General features: G+C 29.8%; 21 protein-coding genes. 10 read left to right on the top strand and 11 right to left on the bottom strand.

What is annotated here, in order from left to right; all coding sequences use genetic code 11:
* Positions 1 to 2 precede the first annotated feature (2 nt).
* On the top strand, positions 3 to 908 hold the full coding sequence (locus BLV71_RS04380) for a 2OG-Fe dioxygenase family protein (protein ID WP_093869370.1): 906 nt from the start codon (positions 3 to 5) through the stop codon (positions 906 to 908).
* Between the two features lie 57 nt (positions 909 to 965).
* On the opposite strand, the gene BLV71_RS04375 is transcribed toward BLV71_RS04380, so the two are convergent.
* From BLV71_RS04375 to BLV71_RS18990, 10 genes are all read right to left on the bottom strand, one after another.
* A complete protein-coding gene (locus BLV71_RS04375; protein WP_093869369.1) occupies positions 966 to 2,417 on the bottom strand; it encodes an FAD-dependent oxidoreductase in 1,452 nt (483 codons plus the stop codon).
* Between the two features lie 222 nt (positions 2,418 to 2,639).
* A complete protein-coding gene (locus tag BLV71_RS04370; protein ID WP_143032755.1) occupies positions 2,640 to 3,224 on the bottom strand; it encodes a serpin family protein in 585 nt (194 codons plus the stop codon).
* A gap of 161 nt (positions 3,225 to 3,385) precedes the next feature.
* Positions 3,386 to 4,354: an arsenosugar biosynthesis arsenite methyltransferase ArsM gene (arsM, locus tag BLV71_RS04365; RefSeq protein ID WP_093869367.1), complete on the bottom strand. Its 969-nt coding sequence runs from the start codon at positions 4,352 to 4,354 to the stop codon at positions 3,386 to 3,388.
* Complete coding sequence (locus tag BLV71_RS04360) at positions 4,351 to 4,782, bottom strand: DoxX family protein (RefSeq protein ID WP_093869366.1); 432 nt, start codon at positions 4,780 to 4,782, stop codon at positions 4,351 to 4,353. The genes arsM and BLV71_RS04360 overlap by 4 nt, the downstream gene beginning before the upstream one ends.
* Positions 4,782 to 5,600 carry a purine-nucleoside phosphorylase gene (locus BLV71_RS04355; RefSeq protein WP_093869365.1) on the bottom strand — a complete coding sequence of 273 codons (819 nt, stop codon included), beginning with the start codon at positions 5,598 to 5,600 and terminating at the stop codon, positions 4,782 to 4,784. The genes BLV71_RS04360 and BLV71_RS04355 overlap by 1 nt, the downstream gene beginning before the upstream one ends.
* Entirely contained in the window at positions 5,578 to 6,216 is a 639-nt protein-coding gene (locus BLV71_RS04350; RefSeq protein ID WP_093869364.1) for a TIGR04282 family arsenosugar biosynthesis glycosyltransferase, read from the bottom strand. Before BLV71_RS04350 ends, BLV71_RS04355 begins: the two co-directional genes overlap by 23 nt.
* Positions 6,217 to 6,269: 53 nt before the next feature.
* Positions 6,270 to 7,151, bottom strand: coding sequence for a sterol desaturase family protein (locus BLV71_RS04345; RefSeq protein WP_093869363.1), 882 nt, complete (start codon positions 7,149 to 7,151; stop codon positions 6,270 to 6,272).
* A gap of 60 nt (positions 7,152 to 7,211) precedes the next feature.
* Entirely contained in the window at positions 7,212 to 8,207 is a 996-nt protein-coding gene (locus tag BLV71_RS04340) for an inorganic phosphate transporter (protein ID WP_093869362.1), read from the bottom strand.
* 110 nt (positions 8,208 to 8,317) lie between these two features.
* Positions 8,318 to 9,064, bottom strand: a complete 747-nt coding sequence (locus tag BLV71_RS04335) for a uroporphyrinogen-III synthase (RefSeq protein WP_093869361.1) — start codon at positions 9,062 to 9,064, stop codon at positions 8,318 to 8,320.
* 11 nt (positions 9,065 to 9,075) lie between these two features.
* Positions 9,076 to 9,717: a DUF4271 domain-containing protein gene (locus BLV71_RS18990; RefSeq protein ID WP_176974351.1), complete on the bottom strand. Its 642-nt coding sequence runs from the start codon at positions 9,715 to 9,717 to the stop codon at positions 9,076 to 9,078.
* A gap of 78 nt (positions 9,718 to 9,795) precedes the next feature.
* On the opposite strand from BLV71_RS18990, the gene BLV71_RS04325 reads away from it, so the two are divergent.
* Genes BLV71_RS04325 through BLV71_RS04315 form a run of 3 tightly spaced genes read left to right on the top strand, consistent with a single transcriptional unit; the run spans position 9,796 to position 12,333 of the window.
* Entirely contained in the window at positions 9,796 to 10,518 is a 723-nt protein-coding gene (locus BLV71_RS04325; protein WP_093869359.1) for a polyprenol monophosphomannose synthase, read from the top strand.
* A 1-nt stretch (position 10,519) separates the two neighbouring features.
* Entirely contained in the window at positions 10,520 to 11,854 is a 1,335-nt protein-coding gene (locus BLV71_RS04320) for a dihydroorotase (protein WP_093869358.1), read from the top strand.
* Entirely contained in the window at positions 11,854 to 12,333 is a 480-nt protein-coding gene (locus BLV71_RS04315; RefSeq protein ID WP_093869357.1) for a DUF4296 domain-containing protein, read from the top strand. Before BLV71_RS04320 ends, BLV71_RS04315 begins: the two co-directional genes overlap by 1 nt.
* Here the strand turns inward: BLV71_RS04315 and BLV71_RS04310 are convergent.
* A complete protein-coding gene (locus BLV71_RS04310; protein WP_093869356.1) occupies positions 12,324 to 13,325 on the bottom strand; it encodes an SDR family oxidoreductase in 1,002 nt (333 codons plus the stop codon). The genes BLV71_RS04315 and BLV71_RS04310 overlap by 10 nt on opposite strands.
* Before the next feature lie 197 nt (positions 13,326 to 13,522).
* Here BLV71_RS04310 and tyrS point away from each other — a divergent pair, with 197 nt between their 5' ends.
* The 6 genes from tyrS (at position 13,523) to BLV71_RS04280 (ending at position 21,030) form a co-directional block, all read left to right on the top strand.
* The gene (tyrS, locus tag BLV71_RS04305) at positions 13,523 to 14,827 is read left to right on the top strand and encodes a tyrosine--tRNA ligase (protein ID WP_093869355.1); all 1,305 of its coding nucleotides are present in this window, start codon (positions 13,523 to 13,525) and stop codon (positions 14,825 to 14,827) included.
* Between the two features lie 462 nt (positions 14,828 to 15,289).
* Positions 15,290 to 15,607, top strand: a complete 318-nt coding sequence (locus BLV71_RS04300; RefSeq protein WP_143032754.1) for a hypothetical protein — start codon at positions 15,290 to 15,292, stop codon at positions 15,605 to 15,607.
* A 182-nt stretch (positions 15,608 to 15,789) separates the two neighbouring features.
* Positions 15,790 to 16,584, top strand: a complete 795-nt coding sequence (locus BLV71_RS04295; RefSeq protein ID WP_093869353.1) for an MbnP family protein — start codon at positions 15,790 to 15,792, stop codon at positions 16,582 to 16,584.
* A 99-nt stretch (positions 16,585 to 16,683) separates the two neighbouring features.
* A complete protein-coding gene (locus tag BLV71_RS04290; RefSeq protein WP_093869352.1) occupies positions 16,684 to 17,715 on the top strand; it encodes a cytochrome-c peroxidase in 1,032 nt (343 codons plus the stop codon).
* Complete coding sequence (locus BLV71_RS04285; RefSeq protein WP_093869351.1) at positions 17,678 to 18,673, top strand: transporter family protein; 996 nt, start codon at positions 17,678 to 17,680, stop codon at positions 18,671 to 18,673. The genes BLV71_RS04290 and BLV71_RS04285 overlap by 38 nt, the downstream gene beginning before the upstream one ends.
* 5 nt (positions 18,674 to 18,678) lie before the next feature.
* Positions 18,679 to 21,030, top strand: coding sequence for a TonB-dependent receptor (locus BLV71_RS04280; protein ID WP_093869350.1), 2,352 nt, complete (start codon positions 18,679 to 18,681; stop codon positions 21,028 to 21,030).
* Positions 21,031 to 21,035: the final 5 nt, after the last annotated feature.

Genomic DNA, 21,035 nt, shown 5'->3' with positions numbered 1-21,035 from the left:
AGATGGTTACCGAAAAAAACATATCGGCAGTAATTAATAGAGAAATTAAATCTCCTATTCGCATAGGAAGTTTAATAGAGTTACAAATTAATAGAGAAGCGTTTCTAAGCTATTTTCAGCCGTTGTTTGAAAACTTAGAAAGCGATGAATATTTGGTGAAAGAAAATCAAATAACGTTTCTAAAAAATAATTTTTCTGATGATATTGATTCTATAAGTAGTATTCATAAATCTTATTTTGAAAAGCAAGTCGGTGTAGAGGTTTTAGAGCCTTGGATTTCTAGATTAACTATTGAACAGAAAAAACAATTCTCACATGTTTCTACAATAACAAGACAACGAAATATTTCAACATTTACGATTGAAAAAGTTAAAGATGAATATCAAATTCAACGAGTTGAAGCTGATAGTTTTGAACAAAAGGTAAATGATTTTAGAAGTTGGAAGCGAGAGTTTAAACAAGCAACAGAACAAGCTGTTGAAAATGAATTGTTTTATCAGTTACTTCAAAAGGCGTTTGAATTAGTAGCTAGTATCCACCCTGAAATTTATAAACTAAAAATTACAAGTCATTTTATGAGAACCCTAACAAAAGGAGAAGTGAAAGGCGAGAATTCTCCAGAAGGGATGCATGAAGATGGAGCGCAATATATTATTTCAGCGTTGGTTGTAAATAGAAAAAATATTGTAGGGGGAGAAACTCAAATATTTGAGAAAATCGGGAATAATAAAGAGTTAGTTTTTAATAAAGAATTAGAATTAGGAGAATTTGCTTTTCAAGCAGATACTGGTGAAGAAAAAACCTTTGGTAACGATTTATGGCATTATGTAACACCTATTCAGCCAATAGAAACGACTGAACAAGGTATTAGAGATATTATTGGATTTGATATTGAAATTATAAAATGATGGGTTGTTTTTTAATACATTCATTAAACTAAAAAAACACAAATTTTCTAATAATCATTATTGCGCTTTTTTTTCTTTTAAAAAGCTTCCCCTTGTTTTATTCCCTTTTTGAAGTACAATATCTGAATGTAAGAAGGACGCGGCGGCGGCAGAACCTTTTACTTTTGAAGCGCTACGTGTTAACATTTCAAGTTCAAAGGCAGTTAATACACTTTTTCGTATTCCAATTTCTTTCCATTTAGATAAAGGACCACAATTTTTAAATATTTTTCGGGCTAACGATAAAGCATCTAATAATGCTTGATTTGCTCCCTGACCTTTAAACGGGCTCATAGGATGTGCTGCGTCTCCAATAAGTGTTATTTGTTTTCCTTTTTCTAATAAATCAGGAGTAAGTAATTCTCTATCGTAAACAGGATAACCAGAAATTTTTGATTCGTGAGTTGTTGCTAAAATTTGAGGAATTGGGTGATGCCATTGCGTTCTACGACATGCTTCTTCTTTAAGAGCCTGCCTACCTTCTTTACTTAATTTTATAGCATCTTTTTCAGTCATAGGAAAACTAAGTTGCCACATTATAGTGTCTTTATCATAAGGCATCATATAAATTCGTTCAATACCATTTGCTGTTTGAAATACGGTAGATGAATCTAATAATGGGCTATTAAGGTATTCTAAATCTTTTAAAGGACAAATACCTAATATTACAATACAGCCTAAGTAACGTAAAGGTGTTTTCTTTTCGCCAATTAATATTTTTCGCATTGTACTGCGAATACCATCAGCTCCTACTACAAGGTCAGCTGTTACATTTTTTACTTCACCATTTACGTTAAAATTAAGTTGAATGCCGTTGTTTTCAGATTCTTTAAAATCTATTAATTGATGGTTCCAGTGTACGGCATTATAGCTATTAAGTTGTTCAAGTAACTCTAAACGTAAAGATTGTCGAGATATATGTACGTTTGTACGTTTAGTGTTCTTTTTTGTGTCGGTTGCTAACCATTTTTTAGCACCCCATTCTCCAATAATTTCTCCATTAGTTTTGTGTACAACATGCTTTGTAGAAACAAGTCCCTTTTTTAGTGAAGTAATACCAAAACCTTGAATAGCTTTACTGGCTTGTTGCAATGTTAATCCATAACCTTGCGACCTTGTATCAAAACTACTATCTCTCTCATAAAGCGTAAAAGGTATTTTACGATGTAAACAAGCAACAGCTAAGGCAACACCACCTATTCCACCACCAATAATAGCAATGTGTGGATAACTTTCTGTATCAGCAATAGGACGATTAGCAGTAGGAATTAATCCAGAACCTGTGCAATTGGCACATAAAGAAATTCCATTTTTAGGAGGAGAAGGAGCTGTTGTTTCTTCTTTTGATTTTTCGTGTTTATCTAGAGCTTTTTGGTAACGTAGTTTAGTTTTTTTACTGATATTTAGTTTTTTTCTACCTTCTCCTTTACATTCTTTACAAACAGACCAATAAGTTTTTTTATTTTTCATTTCTTAGTTAAATTGAAGGTATACTTTTCTAAGTGTTTTCTTTGGGTATAAAATAAATTTGGTATAGGATTGCAAAATGTTTTCGCTAACGTTTGGGGTATGTTTTGTTGTGGTGTTTTGGCTCTAAATTAGCAAATAAAAAATAAACTTTGTTTAAGTAATTTATTTTATTAGTAAGTACATAAGCCACAATGAACTATATCCTCGTGTTTGGTGCCGTTTTCAAATCCTACCGAGTTCTTTTGCTACTTGAAGATATTGCTCTGAGCTGATGAAATCAACTATTGACGTAGCAGATCCTCTGGATACTTTTTTGAGGTCTTCAATTAGTAAACACTCAAGTTTGGATCTAACTGGGACGATTTTATTGTCCAAATAAATAGCTCCAACAAGATTAAGAGAGTGTTTAATAATTCTATTATATGGGTGGTTAATGATAAATTGATGTTTTTTTTCATCCATACCGGTGTATTCAAAAGTAGTTGTACCGCTAAGCCATTCTTGGGGAGAACCCATTTTCTTAATCGGAATATACTGTTCTTCGGTATCTTCTATTTGTTTCAATCTTTCTTCTTCTAATTCCCGCATATCAAGTAACGGAGAAAATAAAGCATGTATTTTCCAGCATGCTTCTTTAGAGTCTTCGTGTTTATGATTTTTCAGTCTTTTAATTAGGTTATACTCGTCATGATCCTTCAAATCGGCTTCAAAATCATCAAGTTTGGGGACAATATGTTTTTCTAGTTCTTCGACAGAGATTTGGTGTAGTGCATGGGCGATAATTATTTTTTTTATTTCTTCAATCATGAGCATTCTATGGCATCCTAATTTTATTGATATGTCGAGTTTTAATTCATTATATCAGGAGTTAGCGAAGTTATTAGAATACAATTTAAGAATCAAGTTAAATTTATTCAAGAAAAACCCTCACAAAATGCGAGGGTTTATTACTTTTTTAAATTTTATTATTAACAACATCCACCACCATCGTAATGATAGGTTGATTCTGAGAAAAAAATATCGTCTCTGCCTAAAGCTTTTAAAGCTCCAGCAGTTTTATCGCAAATAGCTAATGGTTGATTTTTTAATAAAGTGTGCCCTAAGCCATCATCAAAGAAATCTTCATCACCAAAATAAATTGCAGCTTTACCTGTAAAAACACAAGGCCCATCTTCAGGCATTGGATCTTTAATAGCAGCAACTTCAATAGATTCTATGTAAATTAGTTCGTCTGTTGGATAGTTTTTAGGATCTAGAATTCTATACGGTTTCCTAGCTCTTATTTCAATAGTTCCAAAACCAGCATCTGTCAATGCTTTTACATAATCAGCAATTGATAAACTTCCGCTTAAACATAAAGCACGTAAACGTTCGTCATTTCGTAATTCATCATTCATAGGCTGTTCACAAGTGGGGTCACTCATTACTAAACGTCCATGAGGCTTTAATACTCTATGCATTTCAGCAATAGCCTTTTTCAAATCGTCTGATTTAAAAATATTGAACAAGCAGTTTTGAGCAGCTACATCTATTGAGTTATCTTCAACAGGAAGGTTCATCGCATCCCCTTTTCGTAAATCAACAAAATCACTTTTAAACCAAGGATTCATTTCTTCAGCTTCTACAAAATTTTTACGAGAAGCTTCTAACATTTCATCTACAACATCTAGTCCTATAACTCCACCTTTTGAACGATTGAAATAAGCAAATTGTAATAATTCCATACCTCCACCAACACCAACATATAGCATTTTAGGGTTGTTAGTTAGGTCACGAGCATGAACAGTAGAACCACAACCGTAGTTCATTTCTTGCATGATTCGTGGAATTTTTAATCCAGGTAATTCCCAAATAGGATTAGTAGTACAACATAAACCAACATCAGGTGTTAGCGCTGCTTCTTTATATACATTATGTGTGGTTTCTAAATAACTCATCTTTGTTTTTTTGATTTGTAATTGATGTAATAATTATCAATTGAAAATATATCTAAATTCTTGGGTAATAGTAATAAACTTATTAATAAAATAGCTCTATACATTACATGTGATAAATCCCAAATAGGATTTTTTAGACCATGACCAATAGTAACAATAACTAAAACTGATGCTAAAACATATAAAGTATAATCTCTTTTAAAACCGATAATTAATAAAAAACCTCCAATTAATTCTACTAAAGATGTATAATAAGAAGTAAATAATAATAAAAAATCAGGTAATAATTCTGAATAACTTGCTTGAAAGAAGTTTTTGTAAACGTTATCTAAACCAAACGTAAAGACTTTTCCAAAACCTTGAAAAAAAAGAATAAATCCTAATAACAATCGAATTGTTAAGACCGCTATTTGTTGATTTCTAATCATTATAATTGTTGTATCAATTCTTTAAATAATGTTATCATTTTTGGCTCTGCTTTTCCTGCTACTTCAATAATCTCTTGAATATTAACAGGTTGAAGATTTTTTGGGTCGCATTCATCAGTTAAAACAGAGATAGCTATACAAGGCAATTGTAAGTGTTTGGCTACTATTACTTCGGGTACGGTACTCATACCTACAGCATCAACTTCTAAAATTTGTAACATTCTATATTCTGCTCTAGTTTCTAATTGCGGACCAACAACACTAGCATACACACCTTCTTTCAAATCTATGTCGTTTGTTTTGGCAATAGCTTTCATTTTGGTGTTTAATTTTTTTGAATATGGCTCAAGCATATCAGCAAATAAATCACCAAATTCTCCTGCACCTTTAAATGCTAAAGGTGAACCTCCTTGTAAATTTAAATGATCATCAATAAGCATTAAATCACCTTTTTTGAAGTTTAAGTTGATAGCTCCTGCAGCATTTGAAACTAATAAGGTTTTGATTCCTAATTGTTGCATGGTACGTATTCCGTAGGTAACTTCCCAAAGATTATAACCTTCATATAGATGAAAACGACCAGACATAACGACTACTTTTTTCTCAGATAGTACTCCGTAAATAAGTTTTCCAGAATGAAATTCAACAGTTGCCTGAGGAAAATGAGGAATTTCTGAATATGGAATTTCTTGTTCAATGGCTATTTCATCTACTAGTTTACCTAAACCAGTTCCTAAAACAATTCCTATTTCTGGGTTTGTAATTCCTTTATTTTGAAGATACTCTTTAGTCTCTTTAAGTTGTTGTTGTTTCGTCATTTTTAGTTAGCTTTTGAATATGGATATTGTTCTTGTAAAAATCAGATTTTAATAAATCTTCAATAGTATCAATATCGTTTAATTCCTGTAAAAAGGAAATTTTTTCTTGGGTTGTTTTTAATTCCTGTAAAGTTACTTTTAATAAGTTAGATTGGCTCCATGGTTTATTATCAAAAATAGTATTAATCATTTTTGATAAGCCTAATAAATAGTACCCGCCATCTTCGGCCGGACCAAAAACAATCTCATTTTTTTGTAAGTTTTCATATCCCTTGGTAATTACTTCTGATGAAATATCAGGTAAATCTGATCCAATTAAAATGATGTTTTCATAGCCTTCTTCAAAGCCTTCAAGAAAAGCATTCTTCATTCGTTCGCCTAAATCAATACCTTTTTGAATTTTTTTAGTATGATTTTGCCATTTCGAATCAATAATAGTATCAGAAAAGTAAATACGTTTATCAATGGTCAGTTTTTCTGTTACATCTTCAGTAATTTTTACAAGCTCTTTATATATTTCAAAGGCATTTTCATTACCAATAGTTTTTGCTAGTCTAGTTTTGACCTTTCCTAGCTTAATGTTCTTTACAAAAATTATTAAAAGATTTTTACTCATATTCAGTTTTTAATCGATTTTTTCTTTGAATACTTACAAGGAAAAAGAAGTGTTTATTTTTTTAACGGGTATAATTCTTGGCTAATAAAATCTTTAGGAAATGTATCATCACCTTCAAAGCCAATTTCAATATCTCTTCCGTTATGAGGTATGTAGTTAGTTTTAAATAAGTAGTCCCATATGCTTAAGGTAATTCCAAAATTAACTCCTTTTTTTCTTTCTTTAGGAAGTTCTTTAGCATGATGCCATATGTGCATTTTAGGATTATTTAGTATATACTTTAAAAAACCATAATCCCAATTAATGTTAGCATGATTTAAATGACCTATAGTAATGTTAAAAAAATGAATGATAGCTACATCTTTAGCGGTAAACCCTCCCATTATAGCAAGTGGGATGTACTTCATAGAGTTATAAACAACAGGTTCCATCCAGTGATAGCGTAAGTGCGCCGCAAACCCCATTTCTTTTACAGAATGATGTACTTTATGGAAGTTCCATAAAAATTCATACTTATGTAATAAGGTGTGCGTAAACCATTGGATGAAATCAATAATTATAAAGAATATAAAAAGCCTTAATATGTAGTGGAGACTATTAATTTCAAATAATTGAAAACTAGATACAGATAGATTAAATATGCTTAAAAAATCATTTAGTAATTGCTCAGAGGTGTTGGATAGAGCAATTAAAACAATTAAGTTTAATATGAAAAAATTAAAAAACATGTAAAAAATATCTAGCCAAAAATCTTTTCTGAATATGGGTTGTTTTTTTCTCCAAGGAAATATTAGTTCCAGTCCCCAAACAACAAATGATATTAGAATCAACCCATAAAAATAATTCTCCCAATTTAATTCAAAGAATACAGATTGTTTTAAGTAATTCCAATATCCTGTATAAGAATTTTTGATAATTTCCAGGTATTTATTCATAAATAGTATTTACATTATTTCAAAAATAACTAATTGTTTCAATTAAATTTGTATCAGAAGTTACATTAATAATTCTAATGTTTTAAAAACAATTGCGCTCATAATTGCAGCTATAGGAAGGGTAAGTACCCAAGATAATATAATTTTTCCAATTGTTTTATAGTTAGCTTTTTTAGTTACTATACCGATACCAAATAGAGAGCCAACAGAAACATGGGTGGTTGATACGGGTAATCCATGTATACTGGCAGTTGTAACTAATAAACCAGTAATCATATTTGCAGTAAAACCTTGACCAGAATTCATTTTTGTAATTTTTTCACTCATTGTTTCACCAACTTTTTTAGCATTTATTAAACCACCCAAAGCCATAATTACAGCAATAAAAATCATACTCCATTTAATGTCTATTGTGTTAATGATAATTAATAAACCAACTATTTTAGGAGTGTCATTTAATCCTCTAGAAAAACTTACAATTCCAGAACTTAAATAATGTAATCCGTCTAAAATCTTAGGAGAAGATACACCAATTAGAGTTGGTTTTTTTGTGTTTAAACTTGGAATTTGTTTTCTTATATACTTAAATACTAAGTAAGCGATTAAACTTAAAGTTGTAGCAACTAATGGGCTTACTATAAGTGGCATTAAAAAGGTATTGCCTAGCTTCCCAAAATTAAATTGTGAACCAACTGCCATCACTCCGGTTCCAAAAAGAGCACCCACTAAACTATGTGTAGTAGAAATTGGCATTCCTATTTTTGTAGCTGTAAAAACTGTAATAGCAGCTCCTAATGCAATTGAAATAGCAAAAGTAGGAGATTGTATTAGTTCATTAGGAACTAACCCTTTTCCTGAAAAGTTTTTAACTAATTCTTTGGCTAGAAAAATAGTAGTAACTGAACCGGCAAAGGTTGTTAAAGTTGCCCAATTAATAGCTTTTTTATAATCAGTTATGCCAGCTCCAAATAATGTGGCAACACCTTTAAAATTATCATTTGCACCATTTGTATATGCTAAAAAACAAGCAGAAATAAAAAGAAGAATTAGTATCATAAAAATATTTTGTGTTACAATTCTGACGAAGTATTTATGTGAAACTTACGAACAAGAAAAACCCCATCAAAATTAATTCTGATGGGGTTTAAATATTTTAAAATAAAAAATTACTTTTTATTTACTTCTTTAATATATTTATCTAAAGCCATTGTCATTGATGGAGTTTCTGGGGTTGGTGCAGAAATATCTACACGTAAACCTCTTTTTTCGACAGCTTTAATAGTTGAATTTCCAAACACAGCAATTCGAGTATCGTTTTGTTTAAAGTTTGGGAAATTTTTAAATAAGCTATCAATACCAGAAGGGCTAAAGAATACTAATACATCATAAAAAACATTTTCCAAATCCGTTAAATCACTTACTACTGTTCTGTATAAATCAGCACGTTTCCAATCAACTCCTAACTTATCTAATTCAGCTGGAATTAATGCTTTTAATTTATCAGAAGAAGGTAATAAAAACTTTTCATCTTTATGCTTCTTAATTAATTTTGTTAACTCAGGAAAAGTTCTGTTACCAACATAAATTTTACGTTTTCTGTAAACTACATATTTTTGTAGGTAATAAGCAACAGCTTCTGACTGACAGAAATATTTCATATCATCAGGAACCGTAAAACGCATCTCTTCTGCTATTCTGAAGAAATTATCAACAGCATTTCTGCTTGTTAAAATAATAGCGGTATAGTTATTTAAATCTATTTTTTGAGCCCTTACCTCTTTTACCGGAATACCTTCAACATGAATAAACGAGCGAAAGTCAATTTTGACTTTTTGTTTTTCTGCCAAATCAAAGTATGGAGAAGTTTCAGTTTTTGGTGCTGGTTGAGATACTAAAATAGTTTTCACTTTCATAAATTTTCTCTTTACGTAGTTGTTGTTTTATAAAGAATCAATAGCGGTGCTATTTCAAGGGTGCAAAAATACAAAATAAAATAAAACAACTTACCTATAACTATGTTTTTATTGTTGGTTATTATTAAAAAGGCTCTGAAAATAAGTAATGTAATTAGTCCAGTAAATAAAAAATAGCTACTGTGTAAACTATATTTATAGAGTATAATTAAAGGTAAAATCCATAAACCTACGGTAAATAAATAACCATATTTAACATGCAAAAAATAATTAATGTTTCCTTTTATAGCCAAGATACTAGCAATTATGTTTTCTATAAAATACTTAATAAGTAAATAAAAAAATACAGAAGCCAATATAATTAGAAATGTTATGAAATTATTTTTGTTAGTTGTTGATGGTTGTACGATTAAGTAAAAAACTAAAGAAATAGAAATTGAACTATAGCAAAACAAAATAAATTTAAAAGGTGAGAAAAGATACATATTCTCTTCAGCTTTTTTCTGAAAGAAACCAGGTGTAAAAAAAGCCAATGTATACCCCAACAAATAATTTGGTTTTATAAGTTTAAGTATAGCAAGTAATACGATAGTAAAAAGAATTACTAAGGTAAACCAACTATCAGAGTTATTAATAAGTTCTATTGCTTGCAAAATTGGTGTTTTGAGCTCTTAATTAACACAAAATTAGTGATAAATTAGTGTATATTTGCCCTTATTTAGATGAAAATTATGAGGTCAGACACCATAGTCATTATTCCTACATACAATGAAAAAGAAAATATTGAAGCAATTATAAGAGCTACATTTGATCAAGAAAAGGCTTTTGATGTTTTAGTAGTTGATGATAATTCTCCTGATGGAACTGCTTCAATTGTTGAAGAATTACAAAAAGAATTTGTTGATAGATTATACATAGAAAACAGAAAAGAAAAGAATGGTTTAGGAACTGCTTATATTCATGGATTTAAGTGGTCTTTAAATAAAGGGTATGACTATATTATAGAAATGGACGCTGATTTTTCTCATAATCCTAAAGATTTAATAAGGTTGTATAATGCATGTGCAATTGAGGGAGGAGACGTTTCAGTAGGGTCAAGATATTCTGTAGGAGTTAATGTTGTTAATTGGCCAATGAATAGGGTATTATTGTCATACTTTGCTTCTAAATATGTTCGTTTTATAACGGGAATACCAGTGCATGATACTACTGCAGGATTTGTTTGTTGGAAGCGCAACGTTTTAGAAACAATACAATTAGATAAAGTTAAATTTGTTGGATATGCTTTTCAAATAGAAATGAAATATAAAGCATGGAAGCATAAATTTAAAATAAAGGAAGTATCAGTTATTTTTACTGATAGAACTCGAGGAGAATCCAAAATGAGTGGAGGTATAGTGTACGAAGCGCTTTTTGGAGTTATAAAAATGAGACTAAACGGATTACCAAAATAACATGCAATCATATTTAATAAAAAATGCCAAAATCGTTAACGAAAACAAGGTTTTTACAGGCGATGTTTTAATTGAAGATAGATATATAAAACAAATAGCAACTAATATTGAAGCAACCACAGCAACAATTATTAATGCTGAAGGAAAGTATTTAATTCCAGGTATGATTGATGATCAGGTTCATTTTAGAGAACCAGGATTAACTCATAAAGCTAACATAGCAACTGAAAGTAAAGCAGCAATTGCTGGAGGAATTACGTCATTTATTGAAATGCCTAATACTGTTCCACAAGCAACAACTCAAGAATTACTGGAAGAGAAGTTTGAAGTAGCACGAAAAACATCATATGCCAACTATTCTTTTATGTTTGGTGGAACTAATGATAATTTAGAAGAATTATTAAAAACTGATTCTAAAAATGTTGCAGGAATTAAGTTGTTTTTGGGCTCTTCAACAGGAAATATGTTAGTTGACAATGAAGAGGTTTTAGAAAAAATATTTTCATCTACGAAGCTTTTGATTTCTGTTCATTGTGAAGATGAGGCAACTATAAGAAAAAATACAGAAGAGTATAATGCAAAGTATGGTGATGATATTCCAGTTAAATATCATCCAATTATACGTAGTGAAGAAGCATGTTATTTATCTTCATCAAAAGCAATAGAGTTAGCAAAGAAAACAGGAGCTCGATTACATATATTTCATTTGTCTACTGAAAAAGAAACTCATTTATTTAGAAATGATATTCCATTAGAAGAAAAGCAAATTACAGCGGAGGTATGCGTTCATCATTTATGGTTTACAGATGCTGATTATGATGTCAAAGGAACTCATATTAAATGGAATCCAGCGGTTAAAACTCAAAAGGATAAAGATGGGTTATGGAAGGCTTTATTAGACGATAGAATAGATGTTATTGCTACAGATCATGCTCCTCATACTCTTGAAGAAAAAGATAATGTGTACACCAAAGCTCCAAGTGGAGGCCCTTTAGTACAACATGCTGTAACTGCTGTTTTAGAAAAAGTTAAAGAAGGAGTATTACCTATTGAGAAAGCAGTAGAGAAAATGTGTCATAATCCTGCTAAATTGTTTAGTGTTGAAAAAAGAGGATTTATAAAAGAAGGTTTTTTTGCTGATCTTGTTTTGGTAGATCCTACTCAAAATTGGGAAGTTTCTAAAGAAAATATTTTATATAAATGTGGATGGTCTCCTTTTGAAGGACAAAAATTTTCAAACAAAATTACGCATACTTTTGTTAATGGGAATTTGATGTATAATGAAGGTGAATTTAATGAAGAGGTTAAAGGTGAACGTCTAGTTTTTAATAGATAATGAATAAATTTTTATATTTTTTTATATTAATGTTTTTGGTTTCTTGTACTAGTAATACTATTTACAAGAAGCCAAAAGACTTAATTCCTAAAGATTCTATGGTTAATTTGCTGACCGATATGTATTTGGCATCGTCGGCAAAGAATATTAAGAATAAAAACTTGAAAAAGCTATCGAATTATATGGTAGTTGTATATGAAAAATATAAAATAGATACTGTTAGGTTTGATACAAGTAATAAATATTATACTTCAAGAATAGATGAGTATTCTGAAATGTTAAACTTAGTAAAGAAAAATATTGATAGCTTGTATGATATTTATATTACTAAACAACGAATTCAAGATTCATTAGACAGACCAAATATTCTTAATTTAACAGGAACTGAAACAGAAAAACAAATAGATAAAAAACTATTATTAAAAGGAAAAGAATTACCAGAGAAATTAGAAGAATTAGATAAAGGAAATCATAGGTAATCTTTACAAACTCCGTTAATAACTTTAGGAATAGGTTCAAAATCAAAAGTTAAAGCGTCTTTTATTTTTTGTGATGAATAGTACGATTTGTTATGAGATGATTTAGCAGAGTTCTTTGTTAGTAATGGTTCTTTTCCAGTAAGTTTTGTTACAAGCCAATCAATACGCCAAAATATTTTTGTAGCAAGCTTATTCACCTTTATTGTAGGACCTTTTTTATCAAATCCTTTGGCTATTATAGAGAGAACTTCTTTAAATGATTTATTTTCAGAAACTAGAATAAAACGTTCATTTTTAATGCTAGATTCTGCAAGCATAATCATGATTTTAACAACATCTTTAACACCAACAAAACCAGTAACCCCTTCAGTGTAAAATTTAAAACCATTGAATACTTGAGTAAACAATTTCCCTGAGCCTTCTTTCCAAAAACCACTACCTAAAATAACACCTGGGTTTATAACAACTACATTAACACCTTCTTGACTTGCGCGCCAAATTTCCATTTCAGCACCATATTTTGTGATAGCATAACCATGGTTATTACTACTATCTTGCCATTCATTTTCTTCAGTTATAATTTTATTGTTAATACTATCACCTACTGTGGCAATTGAACTAACAAAGCATATTTTTTTTATGGTGTTATCAATACAAAAATTAACAATATTTGCAGTCCCGTCAATATTAACTCTACGCATTTTTTTATAATCTTTAGGGTTAAATGATACTAATGCTGCGCAATGATACACTTGAGTTATAAGATTAGAAAAAACAATTTTTAAAGAAGGAATGTCAGTTATATCTCCCTGGATCCAATGAATCTTTTTTAATAAAGAATTAGTGTCATTTGTATAATAAGAAAATACTTTTTCTACATTCTTTATTCGTTCCTCAGTTCTATAAATAGCTAAAACCGTATCATTTTTTAGAGTTAAATGATATAGTAAATGCGATCCTACTAAGCCTGTTCCTCCTGTAACTAAAATCATATATGATAAAATATAAACTATCAAATATAAAAAAAGCAACCTTGTTAAATAAGCTCAAAAGTTTTTTTTATATAAAATGATTTCATGTTCCTTGTTTGGTAAATATTAATTCTATGGTTAAAATTAAATTGACATAATGTGGATGATGTTAAAAAATTTCGAAACACTATATTTGTAAACCAAAAAAGATTATAATAATGACCAAGAATTTAGTTGAAGAATTACAATGGAGAGGTATGATACATGATATGATGCCTGGAACCGAAGAGCAATTGCAAAAAGAAATGACAACGGCTTATATAGGTTTTGATCCAACGTCAGACTCATTACATATTGGTAGTTTGGTTCCAATTATTTTATTGGTTCATATTGAAAAAGCAGGGCATAAACCTGTTGCTTTAGTTGGAGGCGCTACTGGAATGATTGGTGATCCATCTGGGAAATCTGATGAGCGTAATTTATTAAATGAAGAAGCACTTGCTAAAAACGTAGAGGGAATTAAAAGAACCTTAGGGCGTTTTTTAAATTTTGATAATGGCAGTGAAAACTCACCTATTTTAGTAAACAACTACGATTGGATGAAGAGTTTTTCTTTTATTGAATTTGCTAGAGATGTAGGTAAGCGTATTACTGTTAACTATATGATGGCAAAAGATTCTGTAAAGAAGCGTATCTCTGGAGAAGGTAGTGGAGGGATGAGTTTTACTGAATTTACATACCAATTAATTCAAGGGTACGATTTTTACCATTTATATAAAACCTACAACTGTAAATTACAAATGGGAGGTTCTGATCAATGGGGAAATATAACTACAGGTACTGAATTAGTACGTAGAATGAATGTTGGTGAAGAGGCAAAAGCATATGCAGCTACATGTCCATTAATAACTAAAGCTGACGGATCTAAATTTGGAAAGTCTGAAGGAGGAAATGTTTGGTTAGATGCTGATAAAACTTCTGTATATAAGTTTTATCAATTTTGGTTAAACACTTCTGATGAAGATGCAGAAAAGTACATCAAAATTTTTACATTTTTAGATAAAGAAACTATTAGCTCTTTAATAGAAGAACATAAAGAAGCACCACATCAGAGAGTATTACAGAAAAAATTAGCGGAAGAGGTTACTGTTTTTGTACACTCTAAAGAAGAATTAGATAAAGCAATAGCGGCTTCAAATATATTGTTTGGAAAATCAACAGCGGAAGATTTAAAAAGTTTAGATGAGCAAACCTTCTTAGATGTATTTGATGGGGTTCCTCAAGCTTCAGTTAGTACTTCTGATATCAATGAGGGGTTAGATATGATAGGAGCTTTAGCAGCTAAAACAAATTTTTTAAAGTCAAATGGAGATGCTAGAAGAGCTTTAAAAGAAAATTCAATTTCTGTAAATAAAGAAAAAGTAAAAGAAGATTTTACAATTACAGAAAAAGATTTAATAGCTGATAAATACGTGTTATTACAAAGAGGTAAGAAAAACTATTTCTTATTAAAAGTTGAATAATTAGTTTAAGATACAGCTTTTAAATCAAAAGTTAAAGGGCATCGCTTACAGTTGATGCCTTTTTTTAGGTACTTATTGCAACATTTACCTTTTGGTTTTATGCAGTTTGATGAGCAAATAGAGTCACAGATAGTTTTCTCATTATTTAGAGATACTATAGGCGTAACTTTTTTATTATCAACGTAAAAAACAATCATATTCTTTTAATATAAAGTGCAAATATAGTAATTTATTTAGAATAAATTAAAATAGCACTTACAAAGCATTCTTTTTCTAATAATTAGAGAATCTCATTCTTGTAAAAATCATTAATTGTTAAAAGGTTCAGGTTCTTAATAGTAAAGAAATATGTTAAATATCATATTCTTTTTAAAAAACTAAAATTATCTTTGCACCGAATATAATCAAGGTTTGTTAAAAAAAATAAACATATACATTTTTGTTATTTTATATATGGTGGCAATGTTAAGACCAATTGCTCCATTTGTAGAGTATGTAATTAATTATGATTACATATCAAAAATATTATGTATAAATAAAGATAAACCTGAGATGAGCTGTAAAGGAAAATGTCAGCTTATGAAAAAACTTGAACAGCAGCAAGAAGATGATTTTAACTCTTTACGAATATCTATGGAAGAATATCCTATAGGATTTGTTAGTATTTTAAAGGTTAAAAGCGAAAGAGAAGGTTTCTATAAAAAAACACAACAATTTTCCTATAAAAAAGGGTACTACTACTTATTTAATAAAGAAATTTTTCATCCACCTACAGTTTAATTTTTACATACTTTTTTAACTAACTGGCTTACTTTTTTTAATAGTAGGTTAGTGTAGTTATTCACATAATTTAAACTTATTTAATACAATTCTTACAGTAAGAAGCCTCTTCTATGATCAAAGCTATTATGGAAGAGTATAACAATATGTATGTTAAAATTTGCTGTAAAAAAATATAAAAGATGAAAAAAATAATAACTTTCATAGCGCTAGCTATGGCTTTTGTTTCGTGTAGTGATGACGAAATAGGAAATGAAAAATTAGAAGGAAAAAATGAAGTAGCAATTGAATTTGATAACGGATTTTCAAATGATAAATTGTTATTAGGAACTTCAACATATACTAATGGAAACGGTGAAATATTAACTATTAATTCTTTTGATTATATCGTTAGTAATTTTGTACTTATAACTGAAGAAGGCAAAGAAGTAGTTTACCCGAAAGATAATAGCTACTTTATAATAAGTGAAGGAGGAACTAATAAAACTAAAAAAGTTCAAATTTCACTTAAAGATGTACCTGCCGGGAGATATACCAAAATTAAGTTTGGAATAGGTGTAGATCAAGAGCGTTTTAAGCAAGGTCAAGCTGTGCAACAAGGTTTTTGGACTTTAGCTGAAGGTTATAATTTAACTTGGAGTTGGCAAGCAGGGTATAAATTTGTTGTTTTAGAAGGGAACTATAAAGAAAACACTCAAGCTACAGCGTCTCCTTTTATGCTACATATAGCAAGTAGAGGAACTACGGTAGACTTATACAAGGAGGTAACCCTACCTATGGATATTGCTATTGTAAGCAAAGAAACGTCTCCTCAATTGCATATTAAAGTTGATGCTAACAAAATGCTAGACGGAAAAACAAAGATCAAATTATCTGAGGGCTCAACTATTATGGGAGGTGATAAAGCTTCAAATATATCTGAAAATTATACAGATATGTTCATGGTGCATCATGTTCATAATGCAACTCATCATTAACATTACGTAATTCAAAAGAATGGTATTTAACACCATTCTTTTGAATTGTTATACTAATTGATATTGATTAAGCTTAATCAATTGTAAAAATAATACGTAATGAAAAAAATATTGATAGTATTATTGGTATGTACTTTTCTTAGTTGTAAAAAAGGTGAGGTATATACTAATATAGAGCTTGTATTTGAAAAACCTAGTAATTTTCCTGAGCCACATTATGATTTAAGTTCAAATCCTATTACAGAGAAAGGGTTTGAGTTAGGAAAGAAATTGTACCATGATGGAAAATTATCTAGTGATGGTGTGGTTTCTTGTGCTTTTTGTCATCAACAAAAATTTGCTTTTACCCATCATGGACATCAGTTTAGTCATGGTGTTGAAGATAGAAAAGGTAAAAGAAATACTCAGCCTATTCAAAATGTAGCTTTTCAAAAACAATTTTCATGGGATGGAGCAGCTTTTCATTTAGATCTCTTTCCGATAATACCAATTACTAACCCAGATGAAATGGATGAAACTGTAACGAATGTTATTGAGAAGTTACAAAAAGATAAAGCATATAAACAGTTGTTTAGTGAAGCGTTTGAAGATGGAAAAATAAATGCAGACAATACATTTAAAGCATTGTCACAATTTATGTTGATGATGGTTTCATCGAATTCTAAATACGATAAATATGTTAGAAAGGAAAAGGGGGGAGATTTTTCAAATGAAGAAAAAAAAGGACTAGTGCTTTTTAAAGAAAAATGCGCTTCATGTCATACTTCAGATTTATTTACAGATGATGCTTTTAGGAATAATGGACTACCTATTAATCCAGATTTGAATGACTTAGGAAGAATGACAGTTACTTTGTTAGAAGAAGATAAATACAAGTTTAAAGTTCCTAGTCTTAGAAATATTGAGCTAACTGCTCCTTATATGCATGATGGAAGGTTTGGTTCATTAGTTTCAGTACTTAATTTTTATTCTAATGGAATTCAAGAAACACAAAATTTAGATCCTATTCTTAAAAGCACAAAAGGCATCGTTGGAATTCAATTAAAACAAGAGGAGAAGACAGCAATAATTACTTTCTTAAAAACATTAACAGATGAAGAATTTATTACAGATAAGAGGTTTACAGAATAAAATAATAGTAGCACTTTTAATGTGTTTTTTATCAGTGAAATTAGAGGCAAATAATCCTTTTCCTAAATATTACACTTCGTTTTTAGATGACTGCGATGCCTGCGGGTGTAGTAACAATGGAGGAAGTTTAGGACTGGGAGGAATCATTGATAATAATTTCATAGGGGTAAGATACCTACATCAAAAGTACCAATCTAAAGATGGTATTTTTAATAATTCACCAATAATAAATGAATTTTTTAATACAATACAGGTTTGGTCTAGAATTCCAATAATCAAAGGGTATTTAGAAGCTCAAATTTTTGTTCCTTTTCATTTTCACTCAAGAGAGTATGTAAATAAAACAACAGGAATTGAAGGGTTGGGAGATATCTCTTTTTTAATTAGTTACACTGTTTTAAATAAAAAAAAGAGTAGTTATAATGAAGAAAAAGATGTGATTTCAACATCTAATCACTTACTAAAAGTGGGAGGAGGTATAAAGCTTCCTACTGGAAATTATGACGAAACAGTTAATAATTCAATTAACCCAAGTTTTCAGTTAGGTACTGGTAGTATTGATGTAATTACCAACGTACAATATGTATATAAACATAATAACTGGGGAGTAACAAACTATCTTAATTATTATTTAAAAACTGCTAATAGCAAAGAGTACCAATTTGGTAACCAGTTTAACTTTAGTAGTACTTTTTTTTATATGTTCAAAGATGTCGGCAAAAATAATTTTGTTCCATCTGTGGGAGTATCAGGAGAGTTTTATGATAGTAATAAAGTTTTTGATGTACCAATTAAAAATACAAAAGGGCATGCTTTATTTACAAGTTTTGGAGCTGAGTATAATACAAATAAGCTAACAATAGGAGCATTAGCAATGTATCCAGTACAACAAAAATTAGCGCAAGGAACTATTAAAATAAAATATAGATCAAGCATCTATTTAAATTATAATTTTTAAAAAGAATGAAGAAAACATATTTAATGGTATGTATTACAATGCTATTTGTTGTAATAAATACTTCAGCTCAAACTATTTTTAAAGGAAAAGTAGTTACAAAGCAAAAAGAATCTATTGTACAAGCTACAATTATATCACAAGAGAATAGAAAGAAAGGAACAATTACCGATTTCGATGGTAACTTTTCTATAAAGTTAAAAAATGAAAGTGTACAAGTATCAGCTATAGGTTATAAAACAAAACAAGTAATTTTAAAAGAGGGTTACAATACTATTGTTTTAGACGAGGACATTGAAAACTTAGAGGAAGTAATAATCTCGGCAAGTAGAGAAACACAAAAAAGACAAGAGGTTTCGGCTTCTATTGGATTATTAACAGCGAACCAAATAAAGGAAATGAAAGCATTTGGAATAGAGCAGCTGGTAAATCAAGTTCCAGGAGTTTTTATGAGTACTTCAAAAGCATCAAGTAATGAGCAACATTTTATGGCTACTCGATCTCCAATATCAACAAAATCATTGTTTTTATATGTTGAAGATGGTTTGCCAATACGTCCAGTAGCAGTGTTTAATCATAATGCTTTGTTAGAAATGAATAATACGACCTTTAATAGAGTTGAGGTATTGAAAGGGCCAGCTTCTAGTATTTATGGAAGTGAAGCTATTGGAGGGAGCTTTAATTTTATTACTAAAAACCCTAGTAAAGAGTTTGGTGGTTCCATAGGTTTTCAAATTAATGATTTAGGGTTAACAAGATATGAACTTGAAGCTTCAACAACGGTAAAAGAAAAGCATGGTTTTTATATTGGAGGGCATCATGTACGAAGAGATAATGGTATTGTAGGGCATTCTGATTATGAAAAAACGGCTGTTTCATTTAAAAATGCAAATGAGTTTTCTGAGAGCTTACAATGGACAAATAGTTTAACATATATAAACTATCGCTCTGATATGTCAGGATCAATTTCTGAGAAAAATTATACAGATGGAAATTATAAAAGCAATCAAACATTTACTGAGCGTAAGGCAAAAGCTTATAGGTTTCGTTCTACGTTAGATAAATTTTGGAATGATCGAAATAAAACTTCTTTTAATTTTATATACAGAAATAATGAAATGAACCAATTACCATCTTATAGAATTAAACAAAACAGAGTTGGGGGAGTTTTAGATGGTACAGGAAAAGGAGAAATTAACGTTAATAAATTTAAAAGTTATGTTGGTTTAATTCAGCATAAAATAGATTTTAATTTTGCTAATTCAAGTTTAATAGTTGGTGCTACAACTGATTTTTCACCACAAACTTATCAAGCAGAAAATATTGATGTAACTGTTGATGTTGCATCTGCTAAAAATATATATTATTCTATTAAAAAAGGAGATTATATTTTAAAGTACGAAGCAGATATTTTTAATTATGCAGGGTATGCACAGTTTGAAATATCACCTTTACAAAATGTTAAGTTAACTGGTGCAATTCGTTATGATGGTTTTAAATATAAGTATGATAACAAAGATGAAGGGAATTCAGGAGTACAAGATACAAATGTAACCTATACTAATTTTTCACCGAAGTTAGGTGTTAACTTGAATTTAAGTAAAAATGCGGGAATATATTCTAATTACTCTAAAGGATTTACGCCACCACAAGTTGGAACTTTGTTTAGAAATGGAAAAAATACAACTGGAAATGCATTTTCTTTACAACCTGCTAAATTTCATAATTATGAAATTGGAGGGTACTTTATGATTCCTTCAAAATTAAAAGTAGATGTGGCTATTTATCAATTAGATGGAATTGATAGGTTGATTTCTATTAGAAATGATAACGGAGATTTTGTTCAAAAGAATGCTGGAAAAACACGTTCAAAAGGAATTGAATTAGGAGTTAAATATAATTTTATTCATAATTTATGGGTGAATTATAGTGGTAGTTATGCAACTCATAAGTATCGTTCTTTTTTTGATAATAATGTAGATTATTCTAATACTGATATGCAAACTGCACCTAAATATATAGCAATAACTTCTTTGAATTATAAACCTATTAATAATTTATTAGTAACACTTGAACATGAACAAATAGGAAAATATAATACTAGTTTTGAAGGACAAGCCGTTGTTGGCAAAGATGGATTAGGGAATTCAGTTTTTGGAACTTCTACTTATGGTGGTCATCAAGTTTTTAATTTTAGAGCAAATTATACGTACAAACAGTTTGAAATTTGGGGGCAAGCCTTAAATATTTTTGATAAGTTGTATGCAGTAAGAGCTTCTTATAGTAAATGGGGTAAACAAAATACGTACAGTATTGGAAACCCAAGAGCATTTCATTTTGGAGTGAAGTATAATTTTTAAAGAAT

It is taken from the genome of Tenacibaculum sp. MAR_2010_89, assembly GCF_900105985.1.
GTDB lineage: Bacteria > Bacteroidota > Bacteroidia > Flavobacteriales > Flavobacteriaceae > Polaribacter > Polaribacter halocynthiae.
This window is presented reverse-complemented; position numbering and strand designations above follow the sequence as displayed.